This is a genomic window from Rhodoferax sediminis, from assembly GCF_006970865.1.
In the GTDB taxonomy this organism is placed as follows: domain Bacteria; phylum Pseudomonadota; class Gammaproteobacteria; order Burkholderiales; family Burkholderiaceae_C; genus Rhodoferax_A; species Rhodoferax_A sediminis.
Genome location: NZ_CP035503.1, coordinates 1,651,693 through 1,675,566, shown reverse-complemented (window position 1 = coordinate 1,675,566; position 23,874 = coordinate 1,651,693). Strand labels below are relative to the sequence as shown.

The 23,874-nt window shown below is 63.2% G+C and carries 15 protein-coding genes and 1 pseudogene; 5 read left to right on the top strand and 11 right to left on the bottom strand.

The genetic code is table 11. The features are described from left to right. The first annotated feature begins 291 nt into the window (after window positions 1-291). Both EUB48_RS08035 and EUB48_RS22010 read left to right on the top strand, forming a co-directional pair. On the top strand, window positions 292-1,278 hold the full coding sequence (locus EUB48_RS08035) for a DUF1932 domain-containing protein (protein WP_142818405.1): 987 nt from the start codon (window positions 292-294) through the stop codon (window positions 1,276-1,278). Next, window positions 1,275-2,236: pseudogene (locus tag EUB48_RS22010) on the top strand (Bug family tripartite tricarboxylate transporter substrate binding protein). Before EUB48_RS08035 ends, EUB48_RS22010 begins: the two are co-directional and overlap by 4 nt. 22 nt (window positions 2,237-2,258) lie before the next feature. Here EUB48_RS22010 and EUB48_RS08025 read toward each other — a convergent pair. The 5 genes from EUB48_RS08025 to EUB48_RS08005 form a co-directional block, all read right to left on the bottom strand. After that, a complete protein-coding gene (locus EUB48_RS08025; RefSeq protein ID WP_142818404.1) occupies window positions 2,259-3,065 on the bottom strand; it encodes an IclR family transcriptional regulator in 807 nt (268 codons plus the stop codon). A gap of 69 nt (window positions 3,066-3,134) precedes the next feature. After that, a complete protein-coding gene (locus EUB48_RS08020) occupies window positions 3,135-4,313 on the bottom strand; it encodes an NAD(P)/FAD-dependent oxidoreductase (RefSeq protein WP_142818403.1) in 1,179 nt (392 codons plus the stop codon). Further along, window positions 4,306-5,211 (bottom strand): amidohydrolase family protein, encoded by a 906-nt coding sequence (locus EUB48_RS08015; RefSeq protein WP_142818402.1) that lies wholly within the window; start codon window positions 5,209-5,211, stop codon window positions 4,306-4,308. Before EUB48_RS08015 ends, EUB48_RS08020 begins: the two co-directional genes overlap by 8 nt. 12 nt (window positions 5,212-5,223) lie before the next feature. Further along, window positions 5,224-6,744: a class I adenylate-forming enzyme family protein gene (locus EUB48_RS08010; RefSeq protein ID WP_142818401.1), complete on the bottom strand. Its 1,521-nt coding sequence runs from the start codon at window positions 6,742-6,744 to the stop codon at window positions 5,224-5,226. Then, window positions 6,741-7,871: an acyl-CoA dehydrogenase family protein gene (locus tag EUB48_RS08005; protein ID WP_142821152.1), complete on the bottom strand. Its 1,131-nt coding sequence runs from the start codon at window positions 7,869-7,871 to the stop codon at window positions 6,741-6,743. The genes EUB48_RS08010 and EUB48_RS08005 overlap by 4 nt, the downstream gene beginning before the upstream one ends. A 169-nt stretch (window positions 7,872-8,040) precedes the next feature. Here EUB48_RS08005 and EUB48_RS08000 point away from each other — a divergent pair, with 169 nt between their 5' ends. Then, window positions 8,041-8,829, top strand: a complete 789-nt coding sequence (locus EUB48_RS08000) for an enoyl-CoA hydratase/isomerase family protein (protein WP_142818400.1) — start codon at window positions 8,041-8,043, stop codon at window positions 8,827-8,829. Between the two features lie 456 nt (window positions 8,830-9,285). On the opposite strand, the gene EUB48_RS07990 is transcribed toward EUB48_RS08000, so the two are convergent. The 6 genes from EUB48_RS07990 to EUB48_RS07965 all read right to left on the bottom strand — a co-directional run bounded on the left by EUB48_RS07990 (window position 9,286) and on the right by EUB48_RS07965 (window position 22,572). Continuing rightward, window positions 9,286-11,376, bottom strand: a complete 2,091-nt coding sequence (locus tag EUB48_RS07990) for a 3'-5' exonuclease (protein WP_142821151.1) — start codon at window positions 11,374-11,376, stop codon at window positions 9,286-9,288. Between the two features lie 11 nt (window positions 11,377-11,387). Continuing rightward, window positions 11,388-12,812 carry a hypothetical protein gene (locus EUB48_RS07985; protein ID WP_142818399.1) on the bottom strand — a complete coding sequence of 475 codons (1,425 nt, stop codon included), beginning with the start codon at window positions 12,810-12,812 and terminating at the stop codon, window positions 11,388-11,390. A gap of 418 nt (window positions 12,813-13,230) precedes the next feature. Next, window positions 13,231-16,347, bottom strand: a complete 3,117-nt coding sequence (locus EUB48_RS07980; protein ID WP_142818398.1) for an SNF2-related protein — start codon at window positions 16,345-16,347, stop codon at window positions 13,231-13,233. A 9-nt stretch (window positions 16,348-16,356) separates the two neighbouring features. Further along, complete coding sequence (locus EUB48_RS07975; protein WP_142818397.1) at window positions 16,357-19,230, bottom strand: site-specific DNA-methyltransferase; 2,874 nt, start codon at window positions 19,228-19,230, stop codon at window positions 16,357-16,359. A gap of 5 nt (window positions 19,231-19,235) precedes the next feature. Further along, on the bottom strand, window positions 19,236-22,346 hold the full coding sequence (locus EUB48_RS07970) for a BPTD_3080 family restriction endonuclease (RefSeq protein ID WP_142821150.1): 3,111 nt from the start codon (window positions 22,344-22,346) through the stop codon (window positions 19,236-19,238). A 25-nt stretch (window positions 22,347-22,371) separates the two neighbouring features. Next, the gene (locus EUB48_RS07965; protein WP_142818396.1) at window positions 22,372-22,572 is read right to left on the bottom strand and encodes a hypothetical protein; all 201 of its coding nucleotides are present in this window, start codon (window positions 22,570-22,572) and stop codon (window positions 22,372-22,374) included. Between the two features lie 190 nt (window positions 22,573-22,762). Here EUB48_RS07965 and EUB48_RS07960 point away from each other — a divergent pair, with 190 nt between their 5' ends. Together EUB48_RS07960 and EUB48_RS07955 are read left to right on the top strand one after the other, a co-directional pair. After that, window positions 22,763-23,377 (top strand): hypothetical protein, encoded by a 615-nt coding sequence (locus EUB48_RS07960; RefSeq protein WP_142818395.1) that lies wholly within the window; start codon window positions 22,763-22,765, stop codon window positions 23,375-23,377. A gap of 243 nt (window positions 23,378-23,620) precedes the next feature. Beyond that, window positions 23,621-23,869 (top strand): helix-turn-helix transcriptional regulator, encoded by a 249-nt coding sequence (locus EUB48_RS07955; protein ID WP_142818394.1) that lies wholly within the window; start codon window positions 23,621-23,623, stop codon window positions 23,867-23,869. The last annotated feature ends 5 nt before the right edge of the window (window positions 23,870-23,874 follow it).

Here is a 23,874-nt window from a genome sequence, read left to right as displayed (position 1 = left end):
AGGGTGGGCGTGCAACGGTCGCTGGACGCACACAACGGTTGTTCGCTGTCCAGCGAATGTCCGGGCAGTGGGGGTCAAAGATAGCCTCTGCATCGTGGTTCAACCATGGAGAAAACCCTATATTTATAGATTAAATATACATCAACATGTTTTATTTTTGACACCATCACCCCGCTTTTCCCTCAGTTCGACACCCTACTGCCCCCTCTGCTGGCGCCCGGCGCTTGAGGGTTAACCCCTATACACATCCAAATACATTCATATAAATTAAATAGATATGGATAGATTTTTTTGACTCAAACCCCCACCGACGCTGTGCGCGTCTCTCCTCCTTCTTCCCTCACCATCGTGGGCTTTGGCGACGTCGGCCAGGCCTACGCCCGAGCCTTCGTTAACCAGGGCGTGGTCGTGCGCATCTACCACCCCGCGCCTGGCCCCCGCGCCCTGGCAGCAGCGCAGGCCCTGGGCCTGGCCATTGACACCGATGCGGCACGCGCCTTCGGTGGTTGCGCCCTGGCCATGAACGTCGCCCCCGGACCGCAGGCCTTGGCGGTGGCCCGCGCGGCTGCGCCTCACATGCCCGCAGGTAGCGTGTTCGTCGATCTGTCCAGTGCCTCGCCCCAAGACCTGCGCGCCGCGGCCGCCTTGTTCAAGCACAGCGACTACGTGGACGTGGCCATCATGGGGGCGGTCTCCATCCATGGGCACCACACGCCCTTACTGGCCAGCGGCGCGGGCGCTGCCAGCTTGGCTGACAGCTTGGCGCCACTGGGTTTCGTGGTGCAGGTGATGCCCGACAGCGCGCCCGGCGATGCCATGGCCCTCAAGCTGGTGCGCAGCGTTCTCACCAAGGGCATGGACGCCGTCATCACCGAATGCCTGCTGGTGGCGCAGGCACTGGGACTGCGCGAGGCCTTGCTCGCCAACATTGGTGACCTCGACAGCTCGCGCCTGAGCGAGCTCATGGCCATGTTTATCGGCACCCACGCACCGCACGCGCAGCGCCGTCTGCACGAGATGGACGCCGTGGCGTCGGCGCTCCAGGGCTTGGGCGTGCCGCTGATCATGATACCCGCCGTGCAGGCGCGCTACGCCCGTACCGTGGCCACGCTGGGCGCCAGCGCCACCTTGCCCGAGGGCGCACACGGCGCCGCGCTGTATGACCGGGTGCTGCCCTGGATGCTGGAGGCCGAGCGCCGCCTGCCCACCACGGCGCCCACCGAGACCCCACCCGGCTCATCGGCCGGCCCGCCCTCCCCTTCACCCGCCCCCCTATGAAACACAAGATCTTTCTCGGCCTCCTGGCCACCAGCGCGCTGGCCCCGGCGCTCGCGCAGCTCAGCAAACTCATCCGGGTCATCATGCCCTTCGTCGCTGGCGGGCCCGTCGACGTGACCGTGCGCGTACTGACCGAGCGCACGGAAAGCTCGCTGGGCTCCACCATCATCGACAACGGCCCGGGCGGCGGCGGCAACATCGGTACGCACGCGGTGGCGTGCGCCGCCCCCGATGGTCTCAGCATCGGCATTGCCTCCACGCCCACGCATGGCATCAACCCATCGCTCTCCGACCACATGCCGTACGATGCGGCGAAGGATTTCACGCCCATCACGCAGATCCTACGCGTGCCCAACGTGGTGGTAATGAGCGCGGAGACCGCTGCACGCTTGAAAATCCACAGCCTGCCCGATCTCATTGCCTACGGTCGCGCCAACCTCGGAAAGCTCAACTACGGGAGCGGCGACACGACAGCGCCGGCCACCTTGCGGGCGAGCTGTTCAAGGGCATGACGCAGATCGACGCCGTGCACATTCCGTTCAACGGCGGCAACCCTGCGCAGATCGCGCTGTTGGGTAGGCAGGTGGACTTCAACATCGACAATCTGGCGGTGGCCGCGGCCAACATCAGGGCAGGCAAGCTCAAGGCGATCGCAGTCGCCACCGCCCAGCGCAGCAGCTTCCCGCCCGATGTGCCCGCCGTAGCCGACACGCTGTCCGGCTTCGAGGGCGACACTTGGTGGGGCCTGGTCGGCCCCGCCGGCATGGCGCCCGAGGTGGTCGCGCGCCTGAACCATGCGATCACCGACGCCCTGCGCGTCCCGAAGGTCGCCGAGCGCTTCGGCAATCCCTACGCGCAGCCGGTGCCGACCGCGCCAGAACAGTTAGCGGCCTTCATGGCCGCCGAACGCACGAAATACAAAAAGACAGTCAAGGCTTCGGGCGCGCGGGTCGACTGAGCCCGCCGCGCGCGAACTAGCCTCAGTCGCCCAGGACGGCCGTCCTGGGGGCCGCCTTGCGCTTGGCGGGCCGGCCCGCGGTGATGTACTTCTCGATTAACCCGGTCATAATGCGAGCGAGCTTCTTCTCGCTTTTGTCGAGCCGCTCGATCAAACCACCCACGCCGATCACCAGGCGCGCGCCATTGGGCGAGGCCGGCAGCGGCATGGCGATCACACCCACGCCAGGCGTGTTGGTGCCGCGCGAGTACACATATCCCTGCGTGCGCACCTTGCGCACCTGCACCATCACGTCCTCCAGCTCCATGTGCTCCGGCAGGCCGCCCGTGCCCAGACGCGAGAGCGTGCGCTGGTGGATGCGCGCGATGGTGGCATCCGATTGCGGGGCCAGCAGCGCCCAGCCGGTGCCCGAGGCGCACAGCGGGCGGCGCGTGCCGGGGGAGACATAGAACTGGATCGGCAACTGGCTCTGGATGACCTGCACGTACTGCGCCTGGATGTCGTTCTGCACCGCGAGGATCACGGTCTCGTTTGTCGCGTCAGAGAGCGCGCGCATCAGGCCGAGGATCTCGGTGCTGCTGAAGGAAGACTCGTAGATCCAGTCGCCCAGCATGGCCACCAGGATGGTCGGCGCGTAGGCCCGGATGCGGCTGTCGTAGCTGAGGTAGCCCAGCGTGGCCATGCTCTTGACCAGCACTGAGGTGCTGGATAGCGGGTAATCAAACTGCTCGGAGATGTCGCGCACGCTCAGCGGTTTGCGCACTTCGCGGAAGTACTTAAGGATCTCGAACACCCGCGCTGCGGTTTTAATCACTGAGTTGTTTTCCATGACCTGTCTATGGTGTTTGTGGTGGTCGTTGCGGGGCCGGTGTCTTCCCTGGCCCCACTGCGCGTATTCTCACACCCATGCGTCAGTCGGCCCCTGGGACAGTCCCAATTGGCATGCCACCTGATCAGCCAGCAACAGCGCGGCGGTGATGCCGGGACTCTCGATGCCGAACAGTTGTACCAAGCCCGGCAGGCCGTGGCGCGATGGGCCGCTGATCTCGAAATCATTGGCATCCAGCCCCGGGCCGCCCCGGGCGAGCTTAGGCCGGATGCCGCTGTAGGCGGGTTGCAAGGCACCGTCGGGCAGGTCCGGCCAGTAGGTGCGGATGGCGGCGTAGAAGACCTCCGCGCGCCGCGGGTCGACCGTGTAGTCGGGCGCATCCTGCGCCAGGGCTGCCGGGTCCACAACTTCGGTGTCAGGACCGAAGCGCGCTTGGCCGCCCAGGTCGAGCGTGAGGTGCACGCCCAGGCCGCCGCTGGAGGGCACGGGATATACCAGATGCCGGAAGGGCGGACGCACACCGCTCACCGAGAAGTAGTTGCCCTTGAGCCAGAGCGCGGATGGTACATGGCACTTGTCTAGGCCTTCGATCCGTGCGGCCACGCGCTGAGCCTGCAGGCCCGCAGCATTGACCAGGTGCGTGCACAACAGCTCGTATTCGCCCTCTTCGCCGCGCGTGCGCACTCGCCAGTGCGTGCCGTCGCGGCGCGCGCCCACGAAGCCCGTGCACAGCGCGAGCAGCCCCCCGGTACGCTCCATATCACCCTGGCAGGCCAGCATGAAGCCGTGGGTGTCGACGATACCGGTGGCGGGCGACCACAGCGCAGCGACGCAGCGCAGAGCGGGCTCCAGGGCCTGCGCTTGCGCGGCGTCGAGCCACTGCAGCGTGTCATCCGGCGTCGTGAGGCCGTTGGCCTGTGCGCGCTCGGCAATCTGCCGCAGCGCGTCCCGCTGCGCGGGCTCTGTGGCGACGATCAGCTTGCCAAGGCGCTGGTGGGCGATACCGCGTTCAGCGCAATAGGCATAAAGCATGCGGCGCCCTTCCACGCAGCTTCGCGCCTTGAGCGTGCCCGCCGGGTAGTACATGCCGGCGTGGATGACTTCGCTGTTGCGCGACGACGTGCCGGTGCCGATCGCGTCCTCGCGCTCGAGCACAACCAGCGAACCGGCCTGCGGCGCGAGCCGGCGAGCGATCGCCAGCCCCACGGCGCCCGCGCCGACGACGATCGTGTGGACGTACTCAACCATGGACCGGCGTGCCCGGCTGACCGAACAGCCGCAGCGGGTTGTCCACCAGCACGGCCTGCAGCTGCGCGGGGTCGTCCATGTGGCTCTGCAGGGCGTCGAGCAGCATGCCGGGTTCGGGCATGCGCGTAGGGTCGGTGATGGCAACGTGAGGCCAGTCCGAGCCCCAGACCGTGCGCTCGGGGGCCGCGCGCACCAGCGCCTGCACGAACGGCGCCACGTCGTCGAAGGGCGCCGCCTGGCTGGAAACGCGGTAGGCGCCCGAGAGCTTGGTCCAGCAATTGTCCATGCGCGCGAGGTCGAGCACGGCCTGGAAGTCGGGATGGGTCACGCCCTGCGCCGTCCGGCACCACCCCATGTGGTCGACGACCAGTCGCACGTTCAGTCCGCGCAGCACGGGCGCGAGCTCGCGCAGCCGGTGGCCGTGCAGGGCCAGGTCGACGTGCCAGCCGAGCGGGCGACAACGGTCGGCGATGCGCTGCAGCTGGTCGGCGCTCGAGCCGCCGGCGAACAGCTCGTTCACCCGCACGCCGCAGACACCGGCCTCGCGCAGGCGCCACAGAGCCTCGTCACTTTCCGAACCGTCTATGGCGCCCACGCCGCGCAGGCGCAGGGGATGGCGCTGCAAGGCCTGGACGATGGGGCCGTTGTCCACGCCATGCACACTGATCTGGATCAGCACGCCATGTTCGAGACCCACGGCGTCGAGCATGGCGACGTAGTCGTCGGCGCTCACCGGCGGGGGCGTGTAGGTGCGCTGAGACACGAAAGGATGGCGCGCATCACCGGCGATGACATGGGCGTGCGTGTCCCATGCGCCATGCGGCAGGTGCAGCGCCTGCGGAGGATGGGCTGTGCGAGCCGGCAGGCAGGGGGCGGATTCGGTCGATGGGAGGGTCATGAACGCCAGGGATCAGGTGGCGACGCGCTGGCCGGACTTCAGGTCGTGCACGCGCGCATCGAGGTACTGCAACTTGTTGCGCTGGATCTTTTCGGTTTCGGTCTTGGGGATGGCCGCCACGAACTCAATGTAGCGAGGCAGCATGAAGCGCGCCAGCCGCTCGGCCAGAAAGGCCTGCACTGACGCCGGGTCCATCGTGTGCTGGGCCACGATGACGGCCTTGATCTCGTCGCCCGTCACCGGGTCTGGCACGGCCACCACCGCACAGTCGCAGACCGAGCACATGCGGCGCAGGGTGGTCTCGATCTCCACCGGCGAGATCATTTCGCCGCTCTTGCGGATTAGCTCTTTCTGGCGCCCGAGGTAGTAGAGGAAACCACTCTCGTCCAGGCAGCCGAGGTCGCCGCTGTGGAACCACAGGTTGCGGCTGGCCTCCAGCATCTGCTCGGGCTTCTTGTAGTAACCGAGCAGGATGGTGTCGGGGTCGCGCGGTCGCACCACGATCTCGCCCGGCTGGCCGGCGGGCACCGGCCGGTCGTCGGCATCGACGATGCGCAGCTCGAGGTCGGGGCGCGGCTTGCCGCAGCTGCCGAAGCGGTGGTCATCGACGGTGTTAGCGGTGGCCCAGCCGCCGACCTCAGTCATGCCGTAGGCCTCGTGCACACGGATGCCGAAACGCGCTTCCACGGCCTGCCACACCGGGCGGGGCGCGCCACCGCCGAAGAAGAAGCGTATGCCGTGGTCGCGTCGCTCGCCCTCCTGCCGCGCCACCAGGATGGACAGCACTGTGCCGACAAAGGTGCAGCCAGTGGCGCGCAGGCGGATGGCGTCGTCGAAGAAGCTCGAGGCCGAAAAGCGCGGCAGCAACAGGAGCGCAGCACCGGCGGTGAGCACCGACATCACGCCGTACATTTGCGGATTGACATGGAATAGTGGCAGGAAGACCAAGACCCGGTCATTGCGCGTGAGACGCAGCGCTTGCACCGTGGCGCGGCCCGTGGCCATGTACGCGGTGTGGCAGTTGACCACACCCTTGGGCAGCCCCGTGGTGCCCGAGGTGTACATGATAGTGCAGGGCGCGCTGGCCGGCACCACCACCGGCTCGGCCTCGGCCAGCCCGTCCAGGCTGTTCAGGAAGGCCTCGTCGCTGTCGATTAGCAGCCGCGGCAACGCTGCCTGCCGCGCGTCCAGTTGGACCGCGCGGCTGTCCTCCCATTCTCGGTCGACCACCAGCACGCGCGCGTCGCACTGATCGACCGAGTAACGCAGGCCGTCGGCGATGAGCTGGTTGTTCAGCGTGACGGCCACTGCACCACGCAGGCCGATGCCCAGCCAGGCGATGACGAACGCCGCACCGTTGCCGGCCAGCATCGCGACGTGATCGCCTTGGCCGATGCCCTGCCCGGCCAGTCGCGTGGCAAAGCGCCGCGCGGCGGTCTGGATCGCGGCATAGCTGTACTCGCGTTCGAGCGTGACGATGAAGGGGGCCTCAGGCCGTTCGGCGGCCTGACGGGCCAGCAGGTCGGTGATCATGGTGTGGCCGCGGCCTTGGCACCGCGCATGAGGTACTTGCCGATCGTGTTCTTGAGGATCTCGGTCGAGCCGCCGGCGATCTCATAGGTCTTGGCGTCGCGCAGGTAGCGGCCAAAGGGCGAGTTCACCATGGTGCCGTGTGCACCGCAAACCTGCACCGCCATCGACGCGGTGCGCGTGGCGACCTGCGCGGCGCGTAGCTTGGCCTCGCTGCCGTAGCGGTCGATGTCGTCGTGCGTGTCCAGCGCTCGCGCCGCATGGAACACCTGCAGCCGCGAGGCGTCGATGTCGGCCAGCGCCTCGGCGAAGTACCACTGGATGCCCTGGAAGCCCAGCACGGTCTGGTCGAACGCGACACGGCGCGCGACGTGGGCATAGGCGGCGTCGAACGCCGCGCGCGCAATGCCGATGCTGATGGCCGCAGCCAGCGTGCGCGAATAGTCAAGCGTAGTCACGGCCTGTCGAACGCCCTTGCCCTCGGTGCCGATGAGGTGATCCAGCGGCACCCGCACGTCCTCCAGCCGCAGGTTCATGTGCGGTCCGTTACGCAGGCCGAACGTGGCCGAATTGCGGCCCTCATACACGGTGAGGTGGGGCACGTCGCGCGGCACGGCGAAGGCCGAAACGCCCACCGGAGTCTCGGCCAAGATGACGAAGAACTCGGCCGCCGAGCTGGATGTGATGAAGTGTTTCTCGCCGCGCAGCACCCATTCGTCGCCGTCGCGCGTGGCCTTGGTGTCCAGCGAGCGGATGTCGCTCCCATGCGCCGACTCAGTCAGTGCGTACGACGACAACATGCCTTGGGCGAACCGCGGCAGGTAGCGCTGCTGGAGGCTCTCGCTGCCAAACAGGCGGATGATGGTCTGCGCCTGGAAGATGGTGAGCAGGGACACGCCCAGCGCGGCCGAACCCACCGACACCTCCTCGAACAGCGCCACCGCATACGAGAACTCATGCCCGCCCCCCCCATACTCTGTGGGTAGCGTGATCGAGCTGAAGCCCTGCACCGCCAGTTCGCGCGCCAACTCCACCGGATACACGTCGCGGGCATCGATGTCATCGCCCTGCGGCATCACGCGTTGCTCCACGAATTCGCGCAGCGAATGGGTGTAGGCCTTGTCGGCCATGGCGGGCCAAAGGTTAATAGAGGGCTTGAAAGGCGGGGTTTCGCTGGCGTTATTCATGCTCGCAATAATACATACATGCATTATTGAAGTACATATGGGGTTTACCAGCTGATCGAACGGGCCCGTGCGGCCTACCATCTTCCTCGCTCCCAACCACCTGACTCCATCCATGAGCAAACGCACTGCCGACCCGGAACTGGACATCGAACGGCGCCAGCATGTGGCCATCGTCGAGATGCGCCGCCCGCCGCACAACTACTTCGACCTGCCCTTCCTTACCCGCCTGGCCCAGACCCTGGAGGCGCTGGATCGCGACCCGACCGTGCGCGCCACTGTGCTGTGCGCCCAGGGCGCGGCGTTCAGCGCGGGCGCCAACCTGGTGGACCCGCGCTCGGTGCCCCGGCCCGAGAGCGAAAAGACGGTCAACCCCCTCTACGCGCAGTCCGTGCGGCTGTTCGCGCTGAACAAGCCCATGGTGGCCGCTGTGCACGGGGCTGCGGTGGGTGGCGGCCTGGGGCTGGCGCTGGTCGCTGACTTCCGGGTGAGCTGCGCCGAAGCGCGCTTCTCGGCGAACTTCGCTCGCCTGGGCATCACGCCGGGCTTCGGCCTGACGGCCACGCTGCCCCGGCTGGTCGGCGCACAACGGGCGGCCTCGCTCTTCTACAACGGCCGGCGCATCGGCGGCCAGGAGGCGCTGGACATCGGGCTGGTCGATGCCCTCGCGCCGCAAGCCTCCGTGCGCGAGCAAGCGATTGAGCAGGCGACCGAGATCGCGACCTCCTCGCCTGCTGTGGTGGGCGCGCTGCGCGCGGTGGTTCGCGCCGGTCTGGTCGATGCGGTGCGGCTGGCGGTGGCACGCGAATCGGCACAGCAATACCACCAGTTCATCACCGAGGATTTCCGCGAAGGCGTGGCGGCCATGGCCGAGCGGCGCCCCCCGCGTTTCCAGGGGCACTAGCTGACTCCAACCGACCTCGCGCCGGCACACATAGTCCGGCAGCAGGGCCAAGGCTTGCTGCTCAAAGAGAGCAGCGCCGTGGACGCGACGCTCATTGCCGCGCCGAGTTCGACAAAGAACGATGACGGCAAGCGCGACTCCGAGATGCATGCGAGCAAAAAGGGCAATTAGTGGTACCTTGGCATGAGGCGCTGCAAGGGCTTCGCATTTTTTTCAACAATTAATCCGCCGCCTTGGGCCGTGCAACAATCAAAGGCGGAATCACAATTCGTTTTTATGAACTACACCAGCATTTGCACAACGTCGAGCCGGGGATCAGCGAGACGCAGATGCCCGACGTTATGTCAAAGGGCACGCGAGTGTTGCCAGTCCAATAGATCGAGGCCCATGCCTGCAAAGTAGTCCGCCAATAGCCACCAAAACCGATTACATCCGACATAGTCAATGCCTCCTCGACTAAGACCTGAAATCATCCAAGAACTCCGAAGCCGGCTCCATCCCGGTCACCAGCAAATGATCCCGCGCCCGGGTGCAAGCCACGTAAAGCAAGTGCCGCTCGGTGTCGTAAACCTCTTGCAGGTCCGCATCATCCCCGACAGTTTCAATGGGCTCCTGGAGCGGGATAACTTCATCGTCACAGGCCATCACCACCACGGCGCGAAACTCCAGCCCTTTGGCCAGGTGCATGGTGATGATCGACGCATGCCCGCTGGCGGTTTCAACGTGTTCATCGAGCATCTTGAATGGCAGGCCGGACGCAGTGACCGCGGCCTGAGCCCGTTTCAATTGCGCGGCCGAGCGCACGAAGACACCAAACTCCTGTGGCAAGGCGCCGGCCTTGGACTGTTCGGCCAGCCAGTCACTCACGACCTTGATCTCTTCCTCCTCGGTCTTGAGCACACGGATCAGAGGCGGCGGGCCGTTAAAGACCGACACCTTATCGCTGCGGGTTTCACTGTTGCCGTCCACATCCACCGCCTGGTCGCCGAGTAAACGGTCGGCCTGCTGGCGGATTTGATGGGAGGTACGGTAGTTGATGCGCAGCGTGCGCGACCGGCCGCGAATGTCCACACCCAGCGACTTCCATGAAAACGGCTGCTGGAAGATGCGCTGGCCCAGGTCACCGGCAAAAAACAGTGCATCTGGCCGTTTGGCGCCCAACGCCGCCAGAAAACGCAAGTGCGCCACGCTGAGGTCTTGCGCCTCGTCCACCACGGCGAAGTCAAACGGTGGGTGTTTGCTGCCCGCCAGCGTCGTGGCCAGGCTGGTGAACATACCGGCGTGCGTGATTTGCTTTTGTGCTGCCAATGCACTGCGCACTTCCTCAAAAATGGCCCACAGCACCGCCCGCTGCGGCTCGGGCAGGCGAGTCTTGCGGCCCAGGCGCGTGACATCGCGGTAGTCTTCCCAGCTAGCCAGTTGCCAGGCATCGACGATCTGCTCCCACTCGGTCACCAGAAAATGCAGGCTGAATTTGTGGCCGCCCACGACCTCAGAGGCAACGCTGAGCATCTGCCGCACGGTATCGCGGCTGGTCAGAGTGACGGGGCCCTGCTGGGCCTTGTACAGCCGCTGTCCGATGGTGTTGAGTGACACCACGTCGATGCGCTCTGCCAGGCGCGGCTCGCTGCCGACCAGGCGTTTGAGCTTGGTATGCAGCGCGGTGGCCAGGGTGTCGGAAAACGTGGTGAGTAACACCCGTGCGTCTGGCTGGCTGCGCGCCAGGTGCACCGCACGGTGCAGCGCCACAATGGTCTTTCCGGTGCCTGCTGAGCCTGACACACGGGCTGGACCTGTGTAATCGCGCGCCACCCACTGGCGCTGCTCAGGATGCAGGAAAACGGTCCACTTTTCCCAAGGAAAGTTCAGAGCAGCCTCCAGCTCGGCCACGTTGGTCATGACACGGAAACGGCGCTGCGCATCCGGATGGTCGAACGGGTTGGCCGGGGCCACAGTGGGAGCGGGCACACGGGGCTTGCCACCGGTGGCCAGCTCCAGCAAAGCCTCTGCCGCCTCGGCAGGCAGGTGGTCGGCCAGCGCCAGCAAGGTGTCCTCGGTGGCGGCCTTCACATCGGCCAGCCACTCCACCGGCACCCCATAGCCCAACAGTTCGTCGTCTGGCGAATCGGCAAACAACAACCTGGCGGACGACGTGTCTCGCTTCGGTGCCAAGGGCAGTTGCGCCTGCACATAAACCGGCACGACCACCTGCTGCACGGTCTCGCGCACTTCTACCAGTTGCGCCGCACCTGTAGTGGGGTGCGTCTCCAGCTTGCGCCGGGCAGCCCAGTCGTACGCTTTGTCATGGTGATCCACATAGCAAAGCAGCAGACTAGCCTGCGTCTTGTGCAGGACGATGCGGATGTCGCTACCCGCCCGCACAGACCAAAAATGTTTGTCTTTGGATTGCTCGATGCGGTGCAGGCTCATGCTGGGATGGGCCGGATTCAGCTGCAGGTCAAAGGCAGTGGTCTTTACGGCCTTCTGCTCGTCGCCCGACAGGCGTGTCAGGCTGTCGGTGAAGGTGTCGGCGATGCGAAATTCCATGGCTTGTGTGTTCAACACAGATCCTTGCTGATGTAGTGATCGGTCCAACTGGTCGCGGGCGGTGAGATCAGCCTGGGCATGGGCAAGGCCTTTAACACGCGGCCCAATTCCAGGCGACTCAGGCCATACGCCACGGACAGCCGGTCGTAGTCAACTCGGGCGATGTCATCGACCACCAGATCGTCGGGGGGCGTCATGACGCGTGGCGTCGCGTACAGCCATGAGTAGCTTGAGAAAGCCTTGCTCATGGAGGTGGTCAGCGCCTCGTAGAACTTCATGCGCGCGCCACCGCCGCTGAGAAAAAAAGGAACGCCTGAGAGCGTTTGCTGTGACACGAGGTTGTTTTTCCATGCGCGCCACAGCGTGCTCCCCTGCACCTGCGCCAGTGTCTTGTCGTAAAAGTCATGGTCGGGGCCTGGCACGCCCTTGCGCGCATTCACTTCGATGCCCGCAAAATAATCTACAAATGAGTTGGGGATATTGCCCTGCTGGTCGGTCTGAAACTTGAACTGCAGCAGCTGTTGCGCAAGCCCCGCTGGCGCTGAGGATTCCTGTAGAGAGTAGGTCCACCAGTCCACGCGGTGGCGGTGCAGGTTGCTTACACCGTGGGGCTGGACGACAGAGGTAAAGAACTCAAAATCCCACTTGCCGCCGCGTGCCGGGAATACATGAAAAAGCGACGCATCTACTGTGCCGGCGCCAATGTCCGCCATGAGAAAGATGTTTTGGGCTTTCCTGTCGAAGCTGGTGGAGACCACGAAGCCATAGATCTGTGCGGCGATCTCCGGAATAACCATCACTTCCGCGTCCTGATCCGAACCGGTGTGGGCGAGCGGCTGCCGCAGCAGTCCGACGATGGTGGGTTCATCCACCGGCCCCGTGCGGCCGGCTACTGCCCAGGCCACCGCGCAAAGGTGGGCGAAGGGCTCAAACAGGGTTGAGTCCTGATAGTGCGCAGCTGGAAGCCCAACAGAGAGCTTCCAGAATAGCTGGGTGCGGCGGTAGGTTTGCGCGTGCTGCGTCAGCAGCCAGGCCCTCGCGCGCTGGATTACCAGAGCCAGGAATGCGACGATGCGCACTTGGTTTTCCTGGTCCTGCGGTGCCGCCAGAAACGCGAGCTTCAAGTCGCGGTGGCATTCAGAGCCACCGGCAAGGGCGAACTCGAAGCCTGTCTGGAACAGGCGCGAAGGTAGAAGGTATTTCTCGATGCCCTCCTGATTACCGAAAGGAACCACGAAGGACTTGCCTAGCGCGCTGTCGCCGATGACTGCTTTGACCGAGGATGTGCCGAAGTCCACCCCGAGCGCAATTTCGTTCTGTGCCTGTGCTTCGCCGACCAAGGCCTGCGTCGTGCGGCCTGCCAGCTCCATCTGCAGTGCAAGGGCAATGGCTTTGTCTTCGCCCGCAGTGAGTAGCAGACGGGCTGAAGGCGACACGGTCAGCGGCTTGACCGCCGCAGGAGTTGCAGGGGCCGCTGCAGGTGCTGGCGACGCCGGCTTTCGGGGATGCGGCCGGGCGGGGGGCGGGTAAAGAGTCTTGCTAGAGATCACCAACTCTTGCGTTGGTAGACGACCGCGCACTTGTGTGAGCAGCTTGTCTTGGTCGGGCGGGCGCGATGCTCGCCGTGGCTGAGGGCCGGACCGCTCGTTTGCTGACCGGACTACGGAAACCGGCCCTGCGGCGCTGCGCGGCGGCCGATCAGCTGCAGCCGGTGGACGCGGTGGTTCGGCCTTGGCGAAAGACTGGGTGACATCCGGTCTGCCGGACGCCACTGCTGTCCCGGCCGCCGCACGGGCCAGCTCGAATGCTTCCTTTATTGATTTCGCCATGCTTTCCCTCTCTTGCCGACAAGCATCAACTGATGCGAATCACTCCTGCAGAAACCACACTGGGGTGGGGTGCCAAATCGGTCTTGAGCCGCAGTTGTGCGATCTTTTCGTTCACCCGGTTCGTCTCTTTCTGGAGACGACCCCGCACCGCAGGGATCAGGCCCCGCCGCCGGGGATTGCTCGATGCTTCGTGCCTGTGAATCTGCTCCTTTGCCTGCTGGCTTTTCTTCGCAAGATGCCGCTCCAGCAAGCCCACCATCAGGCGGACACGGTCTGCGTCCTCACGCTGCTGGGCCTCAACAAAATGGCGAAAGCGCTCATCCAACTCTGTGCGGCACTCGTCTTGCAAGGCAGCGGCACGGTCCGGGTCAATCTGGTCTGCGGCGCCCAGCCAATCGCTGCCCTTGAGGGCGGCAGTGTTGACCAGTTGTTCAGCCTGGTTGCCATCTAGAAGCCCGTCCTGGTCCAGCGACCTGACGATGTACTCAAGGCGCTCGATCTCACGCGAACCCGAAACCGACCAGCGCATCACCACATACACATAAGCTCCGCGCGGGAACTTGGGCAGGTGGGTCTGGTGCAACTCCAGCGCAGCCACAGGGTGGTAGCTCAACTCGCTGCCCGCTAGGCGAAGCTGCTCCCCGACGAAGCGCACCAGGGGGTGGTCCTGGCCCACGATCTCCACGCCGGGCGGGGCTTTGCCCTTGCGGTTGTCAAAGCGCAGCAGCAGCGGGGCGCTCGCCTGCAGCGTCGTGCGGCCCTGCAGGCGCTGGGCCTGGATGAAATCTGCAAACCTGACGCGCGCATCGGTGGCCAGCTCCATGCGGTACAGCAGGCTGTCGTCGTGCTGTGCGACCAATCTTGTGCCAGGGTAAGCGCGCAGGAAAAAATCGCGCACGTAGGCCAGCAAGTCCTCTCCGCGGATGTAGCGCCCGACTTCGTCGGCTGCGCGCACCTTGTTCTGAATGTATTCACCGTGGGCAATAAGGTTGGCGGCCTCGGATTCGAGCTGCACCTCCCGACGCTGCTTGTTCTCGATGGCCACCGCAGACGAGTCGATGCGCCTGTTCATCTGCTCGGGCGTCAACCTGTGCGAGAGCAGCTCATATGCCAGCTTGCGCATTTCTTCACCCAGCACGGCCTCCATGCTGCCCAGCGCCTGCCGGAAGGCGCCGAGTCGCTCCAGCAACCGTTCGTATACCCGGTCGTCGATGGAGTCTTCGTACACCAGGTTCCAGATGAGGATCTGCTCTTCCTGCTGGCCGATGCGGTCGATCCGTCCGATGCGCTGCTCGATCTTGGCCGGATTCCACGGCAGGTCGTAATTGATGAGAAGGCTGGAGAACTGCAGGTCCACCCCTTCAGAAGCCACCTCGGAGGACAGCAAGATGTGAGGCCCGTCGGGTCGCTCAAAGTGCTCCAAGGCCTGCTGCTTGTCCATGCCACCGTGCAGCACCACCGCCTGGACCCCGCCGCGCGCCAGCCTGCGCTGCAGGTAATACAGCGTGGCGCGGTAGAAGGAGAACAGCACCACCTTTTTGCCCGGGTGCTGCCGCCAGTACTCGGCCAGATGGCGTTGCAACAGCTCAAACTTGCTGTCGTTAGTGGCCAGAGCTTGCGCATCACCCACCTCGTAGGCAATGGCCCTGAGTTTGTTGAGCAGGGTTCCGCCGGGACGGCGAGCATGATCTTCGATGTCTGCATCGAGCTCTGCTGCAGCCTCGCCAAACGCCTGCTGCTCCTCGGCCGTGTCGAGCCGTGCCTTCCAGCCTTCGCAGGCGGCGGCCATGGAGCTGGCCATCTGGCGCTGCGGAATAGTGAGCAAAAAGCCCTCGGAGATGTCAAGCTCTTCGCACAGGTCCTGCACCGCCGCAGTGACCTGGTGGTAGAAGCTTTCCTCGATGGCAGACATGCGCGCCTTGAGCACCACGGGCAGGCGTTCCACGCGGTTGATTTGCACGTCGCGCTTGAGGGTGCGCGTGACGACCTTGCTCAGCGGGTTGACGCGGTCTAACTGGTCGGCAATTTCTGCCCGGCCGCGCGGGCTGGAAAGCTCTGCGTCGCTGGGCGGGTTCTGGCGCAGGTACGTTAACTGTTCGCTGTCCTCGAACCAGCTTAGCGCCTGCGCAGTTGCCACAGCGGAGACAAAGTCCTGTTGGGTGATGGTGGAGCTCAGCACCCGGTCGCGCAAGTCCACGATGGGGGCGTTGGCGCGCAAGGTCCATTCGAACGACTGCTCGTAGGGAAAAGCATCTTCGTCCAGCAAATGCACCAGGTTGAACAGGTCGCGGTTGCGCATCTGGATGGGGGTGGCCGACAGCATGACCATGTGCTGCGCCGCCGGGCGCAGCAGCGCGCCCAAACGGTAGGTCTGGGTGTCCTGGTTGCGCAGGTAGTGGGCCTCGTCGATGATCACCATGTCGAGCAAGGGCTCCTCCCGCTCGGACTCGTCGAGCAGACGCGCCAGGCGTGCTGCTGCCGTGTTGGAGGGCTCGTCCTCGTCGTTCCAGCCGCGCGGCGGGCGAATGCCCTGCAGACTGGCTATGAGGGCGAACTCCTGCTGGGGCTGGCGCTTGACCTCTTCGAGTTGCTGCAGCAACTCGTGTGCGTCCACGATGCTGGCCTTGACGCCGAAGCGGTGGGCCAGCTCGCGCTTCCACTTGTCGCACAGCATGGCGGGGCACACCACCAGCAGGCGGCGCGCATCCTCGCGCGCCTGCAGCTCGGTCCAGATCAGGCCGGCCTCGATGGTCTTGCCCAGGCCGACCTCGTCGGCAATCAGGATGCCGTTGGTGGGCGAGTCCAGAAACTGCAGCACCGGCTTGAACTGGTAGGCCAGGAACTCCGTGTTGGTGGAATTCATGCTGTAGATCAGGTTGGCCAGCTTGCCGCTGAGCCGGTAGTAGGTAATGGCACCACGCAGGTCGTTGGTGCGGCCATAGCGGCCCTGCTTGATCAGCTCGTAAGGCCCAGGCGCCTTTTTCTCCACCTTCTCAAGTGTGCCGGGCAAAAAGAACTCTTCGGTTCCGTCCAGAAAGTTCACCAGCACCCGTTGGCGAGCGGGCGGGCCGTCGGTCTCGCGGCCCAGGATGCCAATGCGGCCTGGGTTGGCCTTGAGCCTGACCTTGTCACCTGCCTGCATGCTGCCCCCTTACACCTTGAACACCTTCATCACCTCATCCCCCAGGTGATTGATAATCTTCACCGCGATCCGCCCCGACTTCGGCTTGTCAAACGGGCGTGAGGTGTCGCTGTTCAAGGTGGCCCAGGCTTCCGGGTCAATCTCGGCCTTGAGCGTGGTCTTGAGCGCGCTGTAGGGGTCGTTGGCGCCCAGGAAGTAGGCATGCCGCACGAAGAAGCTCTCTTCGTTGTAGTCGGTGTCGATGAACCAGCAGGCGATGCCGTCGGCACCGTCGCTGATGACTTCGCCGGTCTGGGGCTTGAACACATCCACGCCATTGACCTTGACTTTCAGCATGGCACCGTCCGCTACCGGGTAGGTCTCCTTGCCACCGGCCACCACTTTGAGACTCTTGCCATCCGGGCTCAGGATGTCGATGTCCGGCTCGCCGAAGATGACAAACAGGTTGCCCTTGCCGGTGTTCTTCAGGTCTGCGGCCATGTGCAAGTCGGCGTTCATGCGGGCCTTGAGCACGGGGATGCGGCCCAGCTTGCTGAATTCAGTCGCGTGGGCTTCGTAGTTGAAGGCGCAGGCAATCAGCACGTCAAAGCCCGCATCGCCACACTCGCGGGCGGCTTCGACCAGGTCGCTGCGCTGCACGGTGCCAAATTCGGGGCCAATGAAGATGCCGGCGCGTTTCTCTACATCACCCTCCAGGTAGCGGCCTTCGGCGCACACCGCGCCTTCGCCCGGCCAGGGCGTGAGGGACGTGAAGCTGATGCGATCCGCCTTGTGCGCCTGCTGCACGCCCGCGGTTTTGAGGTTGTCCAGAATCATCTGCGGGAACGACTGGTGGGCTTTGTACTCGGCCACGTTGTCGCTCAGGCTGTCGATGAGCTCGTCGTCTTCGTCCACGCCCAGCATGCGATGCGGGCTGAGCGATTCGACCGTGAACGGGCCGGCCACGCGCACGGCCTTTTTGTTGTCGTACGGTTTGTCGTATAGGTACTCAAACTCGGCCTTGGCGGCAATCGACGCGTCAATCTCCTTTTGCCGGGCAATGCGGGCCTGCCACCAGGCGGTTAAGAGTGTTTTAGGCTCGTAGCCCGCGTCAACCATTCGTGAGGCGCTATCATTTTTGATATTTCCTGCGGTGCTTGCAGTGCCGGGCAACTCGCGGGGAATCTCCCATTCCTGCCAATTGGTTTTGAGCGCGGCGTTCAGCTTCTCGCGCAGCGGCTCCAGCATGGCTTGCCACTTGTCCCAGATCACGTCGATTTCGGCGTTGTTGGCGATGGACTTCAGGGTGATGTGCGGCACGCGCTCATAGACAAAACCGTGGCGGATATTGCCGTGAACTGGCTGGGTGCTGGGAGCCGTGCGTGTGACTTCGGCTTCCTTGATCTGGCCTTCACGCGAATCGGCCAGCAGGTAAAACGGATAACGTGCACCCATGATGCGGGCGCGAGCCAGCGCCAGGGCGACGCGCGAGGTATCGATGGTGATCCAGCGGCGGCCCCATTGCTCGGCGACGGTGGCGGTGGTGCCGCTGCCGCAGGTGGGGTCGAGTACGAGGTCGCCGGGGTCGGTGGCCATGAGGATGCAGCGCTCGATGACCTTTGGTGTTGTCTGAACCACATAAATTTTGTCAGCCGCAAAGCCAGCGATGCCAGTGTCGGTCCAAGTACTATTTACTGGAAAAACTGTGTAATCTTCGAAAAACCGAACGTATCTGAGGCTGTTCCCAACCCGTTCGATTCGACCACCTTTGATCAGCCGCGGAAACGAAGCCTCTTCTGTTTTCCAATACCCTTTCGGGAAATATGCCCCGCCTTCAAACTTGACCTCGTATTTGGTTCCAGGGCTTTGACTCGTGAGGTCGCTAGTTGTGTAGAAACGGCAACCTACTGGCGACGAATTGGAGTCCAGTTTTTCGTTGGGTATTCGTTGGCCCGATTCGTCGATAGCCTTGTTGTACGCAAGCGCTCCCTCCGCCCCCAAAGTCTTGACTTTGAACGGCTGCCGGTACTTGATTTTTGTCCGATCCTTGGCGTACCACAGAACGTAATCCGCGATTGATGCCAACAGGTTGTCTGTTTGACCTGTCGTTTTCGTGAACGTAATCAAGGAGACGAAGTTCTCATCCCCAAACAGCTCATCCATCACCGCACGCACCCGATGCACATTTTCATCGCTTATCTGCACAAAGATCGACCCCGAGTCCGTCAATAAATCCCTCGCCACGGTCAGCCGATCCCGCATATACGTCAAGTACGAATGGATGCCATCGCGCCAGGTGTCCCGAAATGCCTTGACCTGCTCGGGCTCGCGGGTGATGTGGTCCGCCTTACCGTCCGTCACTTTGTTGCTGGTGGTGCTCCACTGAAAATTGCTGTTGAATTTGATGCCATAGGGCGGGTCAAAGTAGATGCACTGCACCTTGCCGCGCAGGCCCTCGCGCTCGGCCAGGCTGGCCATGACCTGCAGGCTGTCGCCCAGAATCATGCGGTTGGTCCAGTTCTGGTCGTGCTGGTAGAACTCGGTTTTGTCCGCGCCCTTGGGGATGCCGTTGAAGTCCGAGAACAAGTCGGCCGTGCTTTGCCCGGCCTCATGCTCGCGCTCGCGGGTGGTGCGCAGCAGGTCATCAATCAGCACCTTGGGGTGGACTTTTTCCTGGATGTAGAGGGGAGGCGCGTTGACCACCAGGTCGCTCCAGTCCTGCTCGTCTTTGCCGCGCCAGACCAGTTGCGGGTCCAGGTCGGTATTGCGCGGGTAGCGAATTTGCCGGGGGGCGAGGTGCTCTTGGGTGGCAATGGATTGCTGTTCGACGGACGGAATGTTCTTGCGCTTGGCCTCGTCGTGGGTGAGGGTCTCGACGTGTTTGGTGGTGATTCTTGTAGCCATGCTTACTAGTTCCCCGTCGCTGCCTTGTTTGCAGCGGTCTCTATCAATTGGTTAAATTCGGCGTCGATCTTGGCCTTGAAGTCGGCCTGAATCTGAAACACCTCGGTGAACTCGGCAAACGCCCAGCGGCCATAGCTGCCAAGGTGGTTGACGCCGGGCACCCAGTAGGTGTCCATGGTGGACTTCTTCTCTATGGCGTCCTCACCCCGGTAGCCCTTGATCTCGACCACCAGGTGCAGCGGATCTGCCGCACCATGGCCGTCATCGACCAGCACCACAAAGTCGGGCAGGTATTTGCGCATGGTGGAGCCAAAGCGGTAAGGCACTTCCAGCCCCAGGTTGTGGTTTTTGACGTAGGCCAACACCTTGGGGTGGGATTCGGCCACGCGGCAGAATTCGCCCTCCCAGTCGCTGTCGAGAATGACCCAATTCAGGTGACTCTTGGGCGGCGGTCCGCTCGTGTCCCAGCGGTCGGTCTTGGACGTGTTAAACCGGACGTTCATCGTGGAGCCGGTGGGGTTGTAGGCATCGAGCAGCGCCTTGATGGGGCGCTCGCCCAAAAACTGGCGCGTGATGGCGGCGGTGATCTTGTTGCAGGCCATGTCGGCCAGTTCCTGGTACATCAGCAGCGCGGGGTAGGTGTCACCCTTGCAGACCAGGTATTTGGGGTTGCCGCCGTCATCGACCACGTCCAGCCATTCCTTGACGATGCGCTTGAGCTGACCGAACAGGTGCAGCTTGGGGGCTTCGCCGGGGTCGCGCCACTTGGTGTACAGCAGGCGCTGGGTGAGCTGAAACAGCAGCGTGCTGGGGCGCATGTCACCCAGGTGCTTGAGGCTCATGTCGGCACCTTCGCCGATGATGCCGAAGTTGCTGGTGATGGACGGGCCGACCAGCGCGGGGCTGAGGGTCAGGATGGACTCGTCGTTGAAGCTGGCACTGAGGCGTTCTTCGGGCAGCTCGACGCGGTAGCCTTCGACACGGGGGAACTGGATTTCAAGCGCATCCCGCTCGGGGCGCATGGCTTTGACCTGCACCGTCTCGCGGGGCGGCTGGGGTGGGCCAATGACCGGCTTGGCGGTGAAGTTGAAGGGGATGCCAAACACGTCGGCGTATTCGACGTTGAACAAGCCCTCTTCGTTCAGCTCGTAGGACTGGCGACGCAGCGCGCGGCCAATGACCTGCTCACACAGCAACTGGGTGCCAAAGGCGCGAATGCCCAGGACGTGGGTGACGGTATTGGCATCCCAGCCCTCGGTCAGCATGGACACCGACACCACGCAGCGGATGCCGCCACCCAGTTGGCCCGCCTTGCCCACGGTATTCATCACTTCGCGCAGCAGTTCCTGGTCGGTGATGTTGTCGCCGGAGCGGGCATCGCCACTGCGCTCGACAATTTCGCGCCGGAAGCGTTCGATCTCATCTGCTGCCATGCCGCGGAAGCTGTCGTCCAGTGCGTCACCGGCCTCAAGCTGTTCGCTGTCGATCAGCAGGGTGTTGGGTCGCGGCAGCGGGTTGCCGGTGGTGTCGTCAAAATTGCGGAACAGGGCCAGGCGGCCGTTTTGAAAGTCCTCGGTGCCGTCATCGTTCTTGCGGTGGAAACCGGAAACGAAGTCGTACACCAGCTTGGAGATGGCGGTGTTCTGGCAGACGATGATGAAGCAGGGCGGCACCTTGATGCCGTAGTCGTCCCACAGCATGTAGGTCTTCTCGTAGTGGCCATAGAGGGCCAGCAGCGCGGTTTGCAGGCGTAGAGGCAGCTTGAGCGGGTCCAGCTCGCCACCCGAGCCGCGGCCCTTTTTGGGCATGTCTTTGCGGATGTGCTCCCACAGGTTGCGAAAGACCGGCATTTCTTCACCGGGAATGTTCTCGGCCACGGGGACGCGCGGCAGTTTGACAATGCCGCACTCGATGGCGTCCATCAGCGAGAAGTCGCTCATGGTCCAGGGGAACAAGGTGCCCTCGGCGTAGCCCGAGCCGCTCAAGAAGAACGGGGTCGCTGACAGGTCCATAACACGGGTCACGCCCAGTTTGCGGTTCACCGCTTCCAGGCCGGAGATCCACAGGCGCGCGGCCTCGTTGTTCTTCTCCGCCTCCTTTTTCTCGTCGCCTTTCAGGTCCTCCTCATCGGCCCCAGTTGGTTTTTCGCGGTAGCAGTGGTGCGCTTCGTCGTTGATGACCATGATGTTTTTCATGCCCATCAGGTCGGGCATGACGCGCTGGAGCATCTGGCCCTCGGTTTCCAGCGTCAAAGGCGCATCACCGGTACGGCCTTGGAGCAATTGGCGGCCGCCCTTGGACAACTCGATGCGCTCGCGCATCTTGAAGGCGTGGTAGTTGGTGATGACGATCTTGGCCCGGCTCATGTCGTCCAGCATGTCGCCGGGCAGCAGTTCGCGGTCTTTGTAGTAGCTGTTGGGGTCGTTGGGCTGCAAGACGCGCAGGCGGTCCTTGATGGTCAGGCCGGGGGCGCAAATCAGAAAGCCGCGCGTGAAGTGCTTGCTGGTCGGGCGGCGCACCGCGTTAATGGTCTGCCAGGCGATCAGCATGGCCATGACGGTGGTCTTGCCCGCGCCGGTCGCCAGCTTCAAGGCCAGGCGCATCAGCTCAGGGTTGGCGTCCTTGTTGGCGCTGGCCAGGTGGTCCAGCAGCAGCTTGCCGTTTTTGGTTTGGGGTGCAACCTCGGTCAACCAGATGGCGGTTTCGGCCGCTTCCACCTGACAGAAGAACGGACGCACGCCGCTGAACGTGTGATGCCGCCAGTGCTGCAGCAGGCGCGCCGTCTCGGGCGTGACCTGCCACTGGCCGGAGTTGGGCAAGGCCCGCCACGCATCGACGCTTTGGCGCACCTGGTTGATGATGGAGGTGGGGTCGTACTGCTGGGCTGCGGTGGAGAGGCTTTGGCCCTCGTCAAACACCATCTCGTCTTGCTGGGCGGCCTTCTTGCGCTTCTTCGGCTTGGGGATGGGGGTGATGAACTCGGCGCGCCTTCGGCTCTCCAGAATTTGCTGGGTGGGTTGACCGTCAGCGTCCAGCTCCCAATGCCGCTGCGGGCAGTCGTAGGGGGAGTTGAGGATGGGGTGGTCAAAGAAGGGGTTGGACGAAGGCAATTCCATGGGGCTGGCTTTGGGCTGACTCATGTCATTTACGTGATTTTGGTTTGGCTGCCACCGGTGCCTGCTTGTCTTCAATGGGTATGCCCACGCGTGCGCAATGCTCCCGGATCATCACCGCAACCATGTTGGCGATGGATCGGTGGTCGCGGTCGGCGGCAATGCATAGCGCTTCTTTGATGTTGGGCTCGATACGAAAGGTCAATGTGGTGGTCTTGGTGGTAGCCATATTCTTCCTCCAACGACGTTTTGACTGTAGATATACTGCAATGTACAGCAAAGTTCAGAGTCGTCCGATGGCGTGGGCACCACGCCTTTTCAGAGCCCAGCAGGGAGAAAACCGTGGTACGTCATTACTCAACCAGAGACTTTTTTCGGCAGATGCCCAACGGACTGATTGCTGGGAAGCGATTCAAGGCATGAGCACATTCGACGCGCTCACCCTGGCACTTAAAGACTGGTTCGACACCCCACTTTGCGACCTACCCGAGACACTGCGCCACCGGGTCGAACAGGAGTTTTTCCCGATGCCATGGGAAAAACTGTCTGCTGACCAGCGCCGCAGTGTTGCGCTTCAAATGGATTACCAGCGGGACCCCGCCACCGAGCAGGATCAAAAGTTTTGGTGGGATTTCCTCGAGCAGGTTGATGGCATCAAAAAGCGGATCGCAGAGTGGGAGGTGGTTGCCACCCCGACCGCCGCTGAGCTGGCGACAAAGGCGGTCCGACTGGCGGAGCTCAAACAAGAGCTGACCCGCATGGAGGCACACCCAACGAAGCGGCCGTCGGATAGCACGTACACGCAAGCCATTGAAGACACGAGCGAAGTAAAGGAAAACCGAGGGTCTACCGTGCAACGGGATGCACGCAAACTTCGCACACAGGCGTTGTACAAGCAATGGCAAAAAGCGCATCGGGCATTAATTAAGACACATCCGAATATGTCGGATCTTTGGTATTCGCAACGGATCGCCAAGACGGAAATCGCGAAAAAACGCAGTGCCGAGACCATAAGAAAGCACATGAAGCCGTGAAATAGTTGGGCGAAAACTTTTCGCCCAATTCGCCCAGCTTTTGCACCCAGTCCCGGCTGGTTTTCTCGGGTGCAATCGGATTCAGTTTGATCTCGTCACTGAATTCAAAGACTCGCCCAACGCGACCTATCCCCCATCAGGTTTCCCTCTGAGGTCCATCGGATTTGGAGGATTTGTTTCGCCCAAATCGCCCAAATACAGTTGCGTCTGAGTTCGTTCCTTAACCGTCAAAGAGGCAAAAAAATGACGCACACCATCCTACGCCTGCCCGCTACCAAGTCGCAGTCGGGTTACTCCCGCTCCACGATTTATCTTCGCATCGTACAGGGCTTGTGGACCAAGCAAATCAGCCTCGGGCCAAGGGCAATTGGCTGGCCTGCCAATGAGGTTGCTGCGCTGAACGCAGCACGTATTGCGGGTATGTCGGACGAGCAGATCCGCGAACTCGTCAAGACCTTGCACGCAAAGCGTGGCGAATTGGCAACGATTTGAACGGT

What these genes read in the sequence shown, in the direction of transcription:
- EUB48_RS08025 (WP_142818404.1), bottom strand. Translation starts at nt 3,065, where the DNA reads ATGGAAAACAACTCAGTGATTAAAACCGCAGCGCGGGTGTTCGAGATC.
- EUB48_RS08020 (WP_142818403.1), bottom strand. Translation starts at nt 4,313, where the DNA reads ATGGTTGAGTACGTCCACACGATCGTCGTCGGCGCGGGCGCCGTGGGG.
- EUB48_RS08015 (WP_142818402.1), bottom strand. Translation starts at nt 5,211, where the DNA reads ATGACCCTCCCATCGACCGAATCCGCCCCCTGCCTGCCGGCTCGCACA.
- EUB48_RS08010 (WP_142818401.1), bottom strand. Translation starts at nt 6,744, where the DNA reads ATGATCACCGACCTGCTGGCCCGTCAGGCCGCCGAACGGCCTGAGGCC.
- EUB48_RS08005 (WP_142821152.1), bottom strand. Translation starts at nt 7,871, where the DNA reads ATGGCCGACAAGGCCTACACCCATTCGCTGCGCGAATTCGTGGAGCAA.
- EUB48_RS08000 (WP_142818400.1), top strand. Translation starts at nt 8,041, where the DNA reads ATGAGCAAACGCACTGCCGACCCGGAACTGGACATCGAACGGCGCCAG.
- EUB48_RS07990 (WP_142821151.1), bottom strand. Translation starts at nt 11,376, where the DNA reads ATGGAATTTCGCATCGCCGACACCTTCACCGACAGCCTGACACGCCTG.
- EUB48_RS07980 (WP_142818398.1), bottom strand. Translation starts at nt 16,347, where the DNA reads ATGCAGGCAGGTGACAAGGTCAGGCTCAAGGCCAACCCAGGCCGCATT.
- EUB48_RS07975 (WP_142818397.1), bottom strand. Translation starts at nt 19,230, where the DNA reads ATGGCTACAAGAATCACCACCAAACACGTCGAGACCCTCACCCACGAC.
- EUB48_RS07970 (WP_142821150.1), bottom strand. Translation starts at nt 22,346, where the DNA reads ATGGAATTGCCTTCGTCCAACCCCTTCTTTGACCACCCCATCCTCAAC.
- EUB48_RS07965 (WP_142818396.1), bottom strand. Translation starts at nt 22,572, where the DNA reads ATGGCTACCACCAAGACCACCACATTGACCTTTCGTATCGAGCCCAAC.
- EUB48_RS07960 (WP_142818395.1), top strand. Translation starts at nt 22,763, where the DNA reads ATGAGCACATTCGACGCGCTCACCCTGGCACTTAAAGACTGGTTCGAC.
- EUB48_RS07955 (WP_142818394.1), top strand. Translation starts at nt 23,621, where the DNA reads ATGACGCACACCATCCTACGCCTGCCCGCTACCAAGTCGCAGTCGGGT.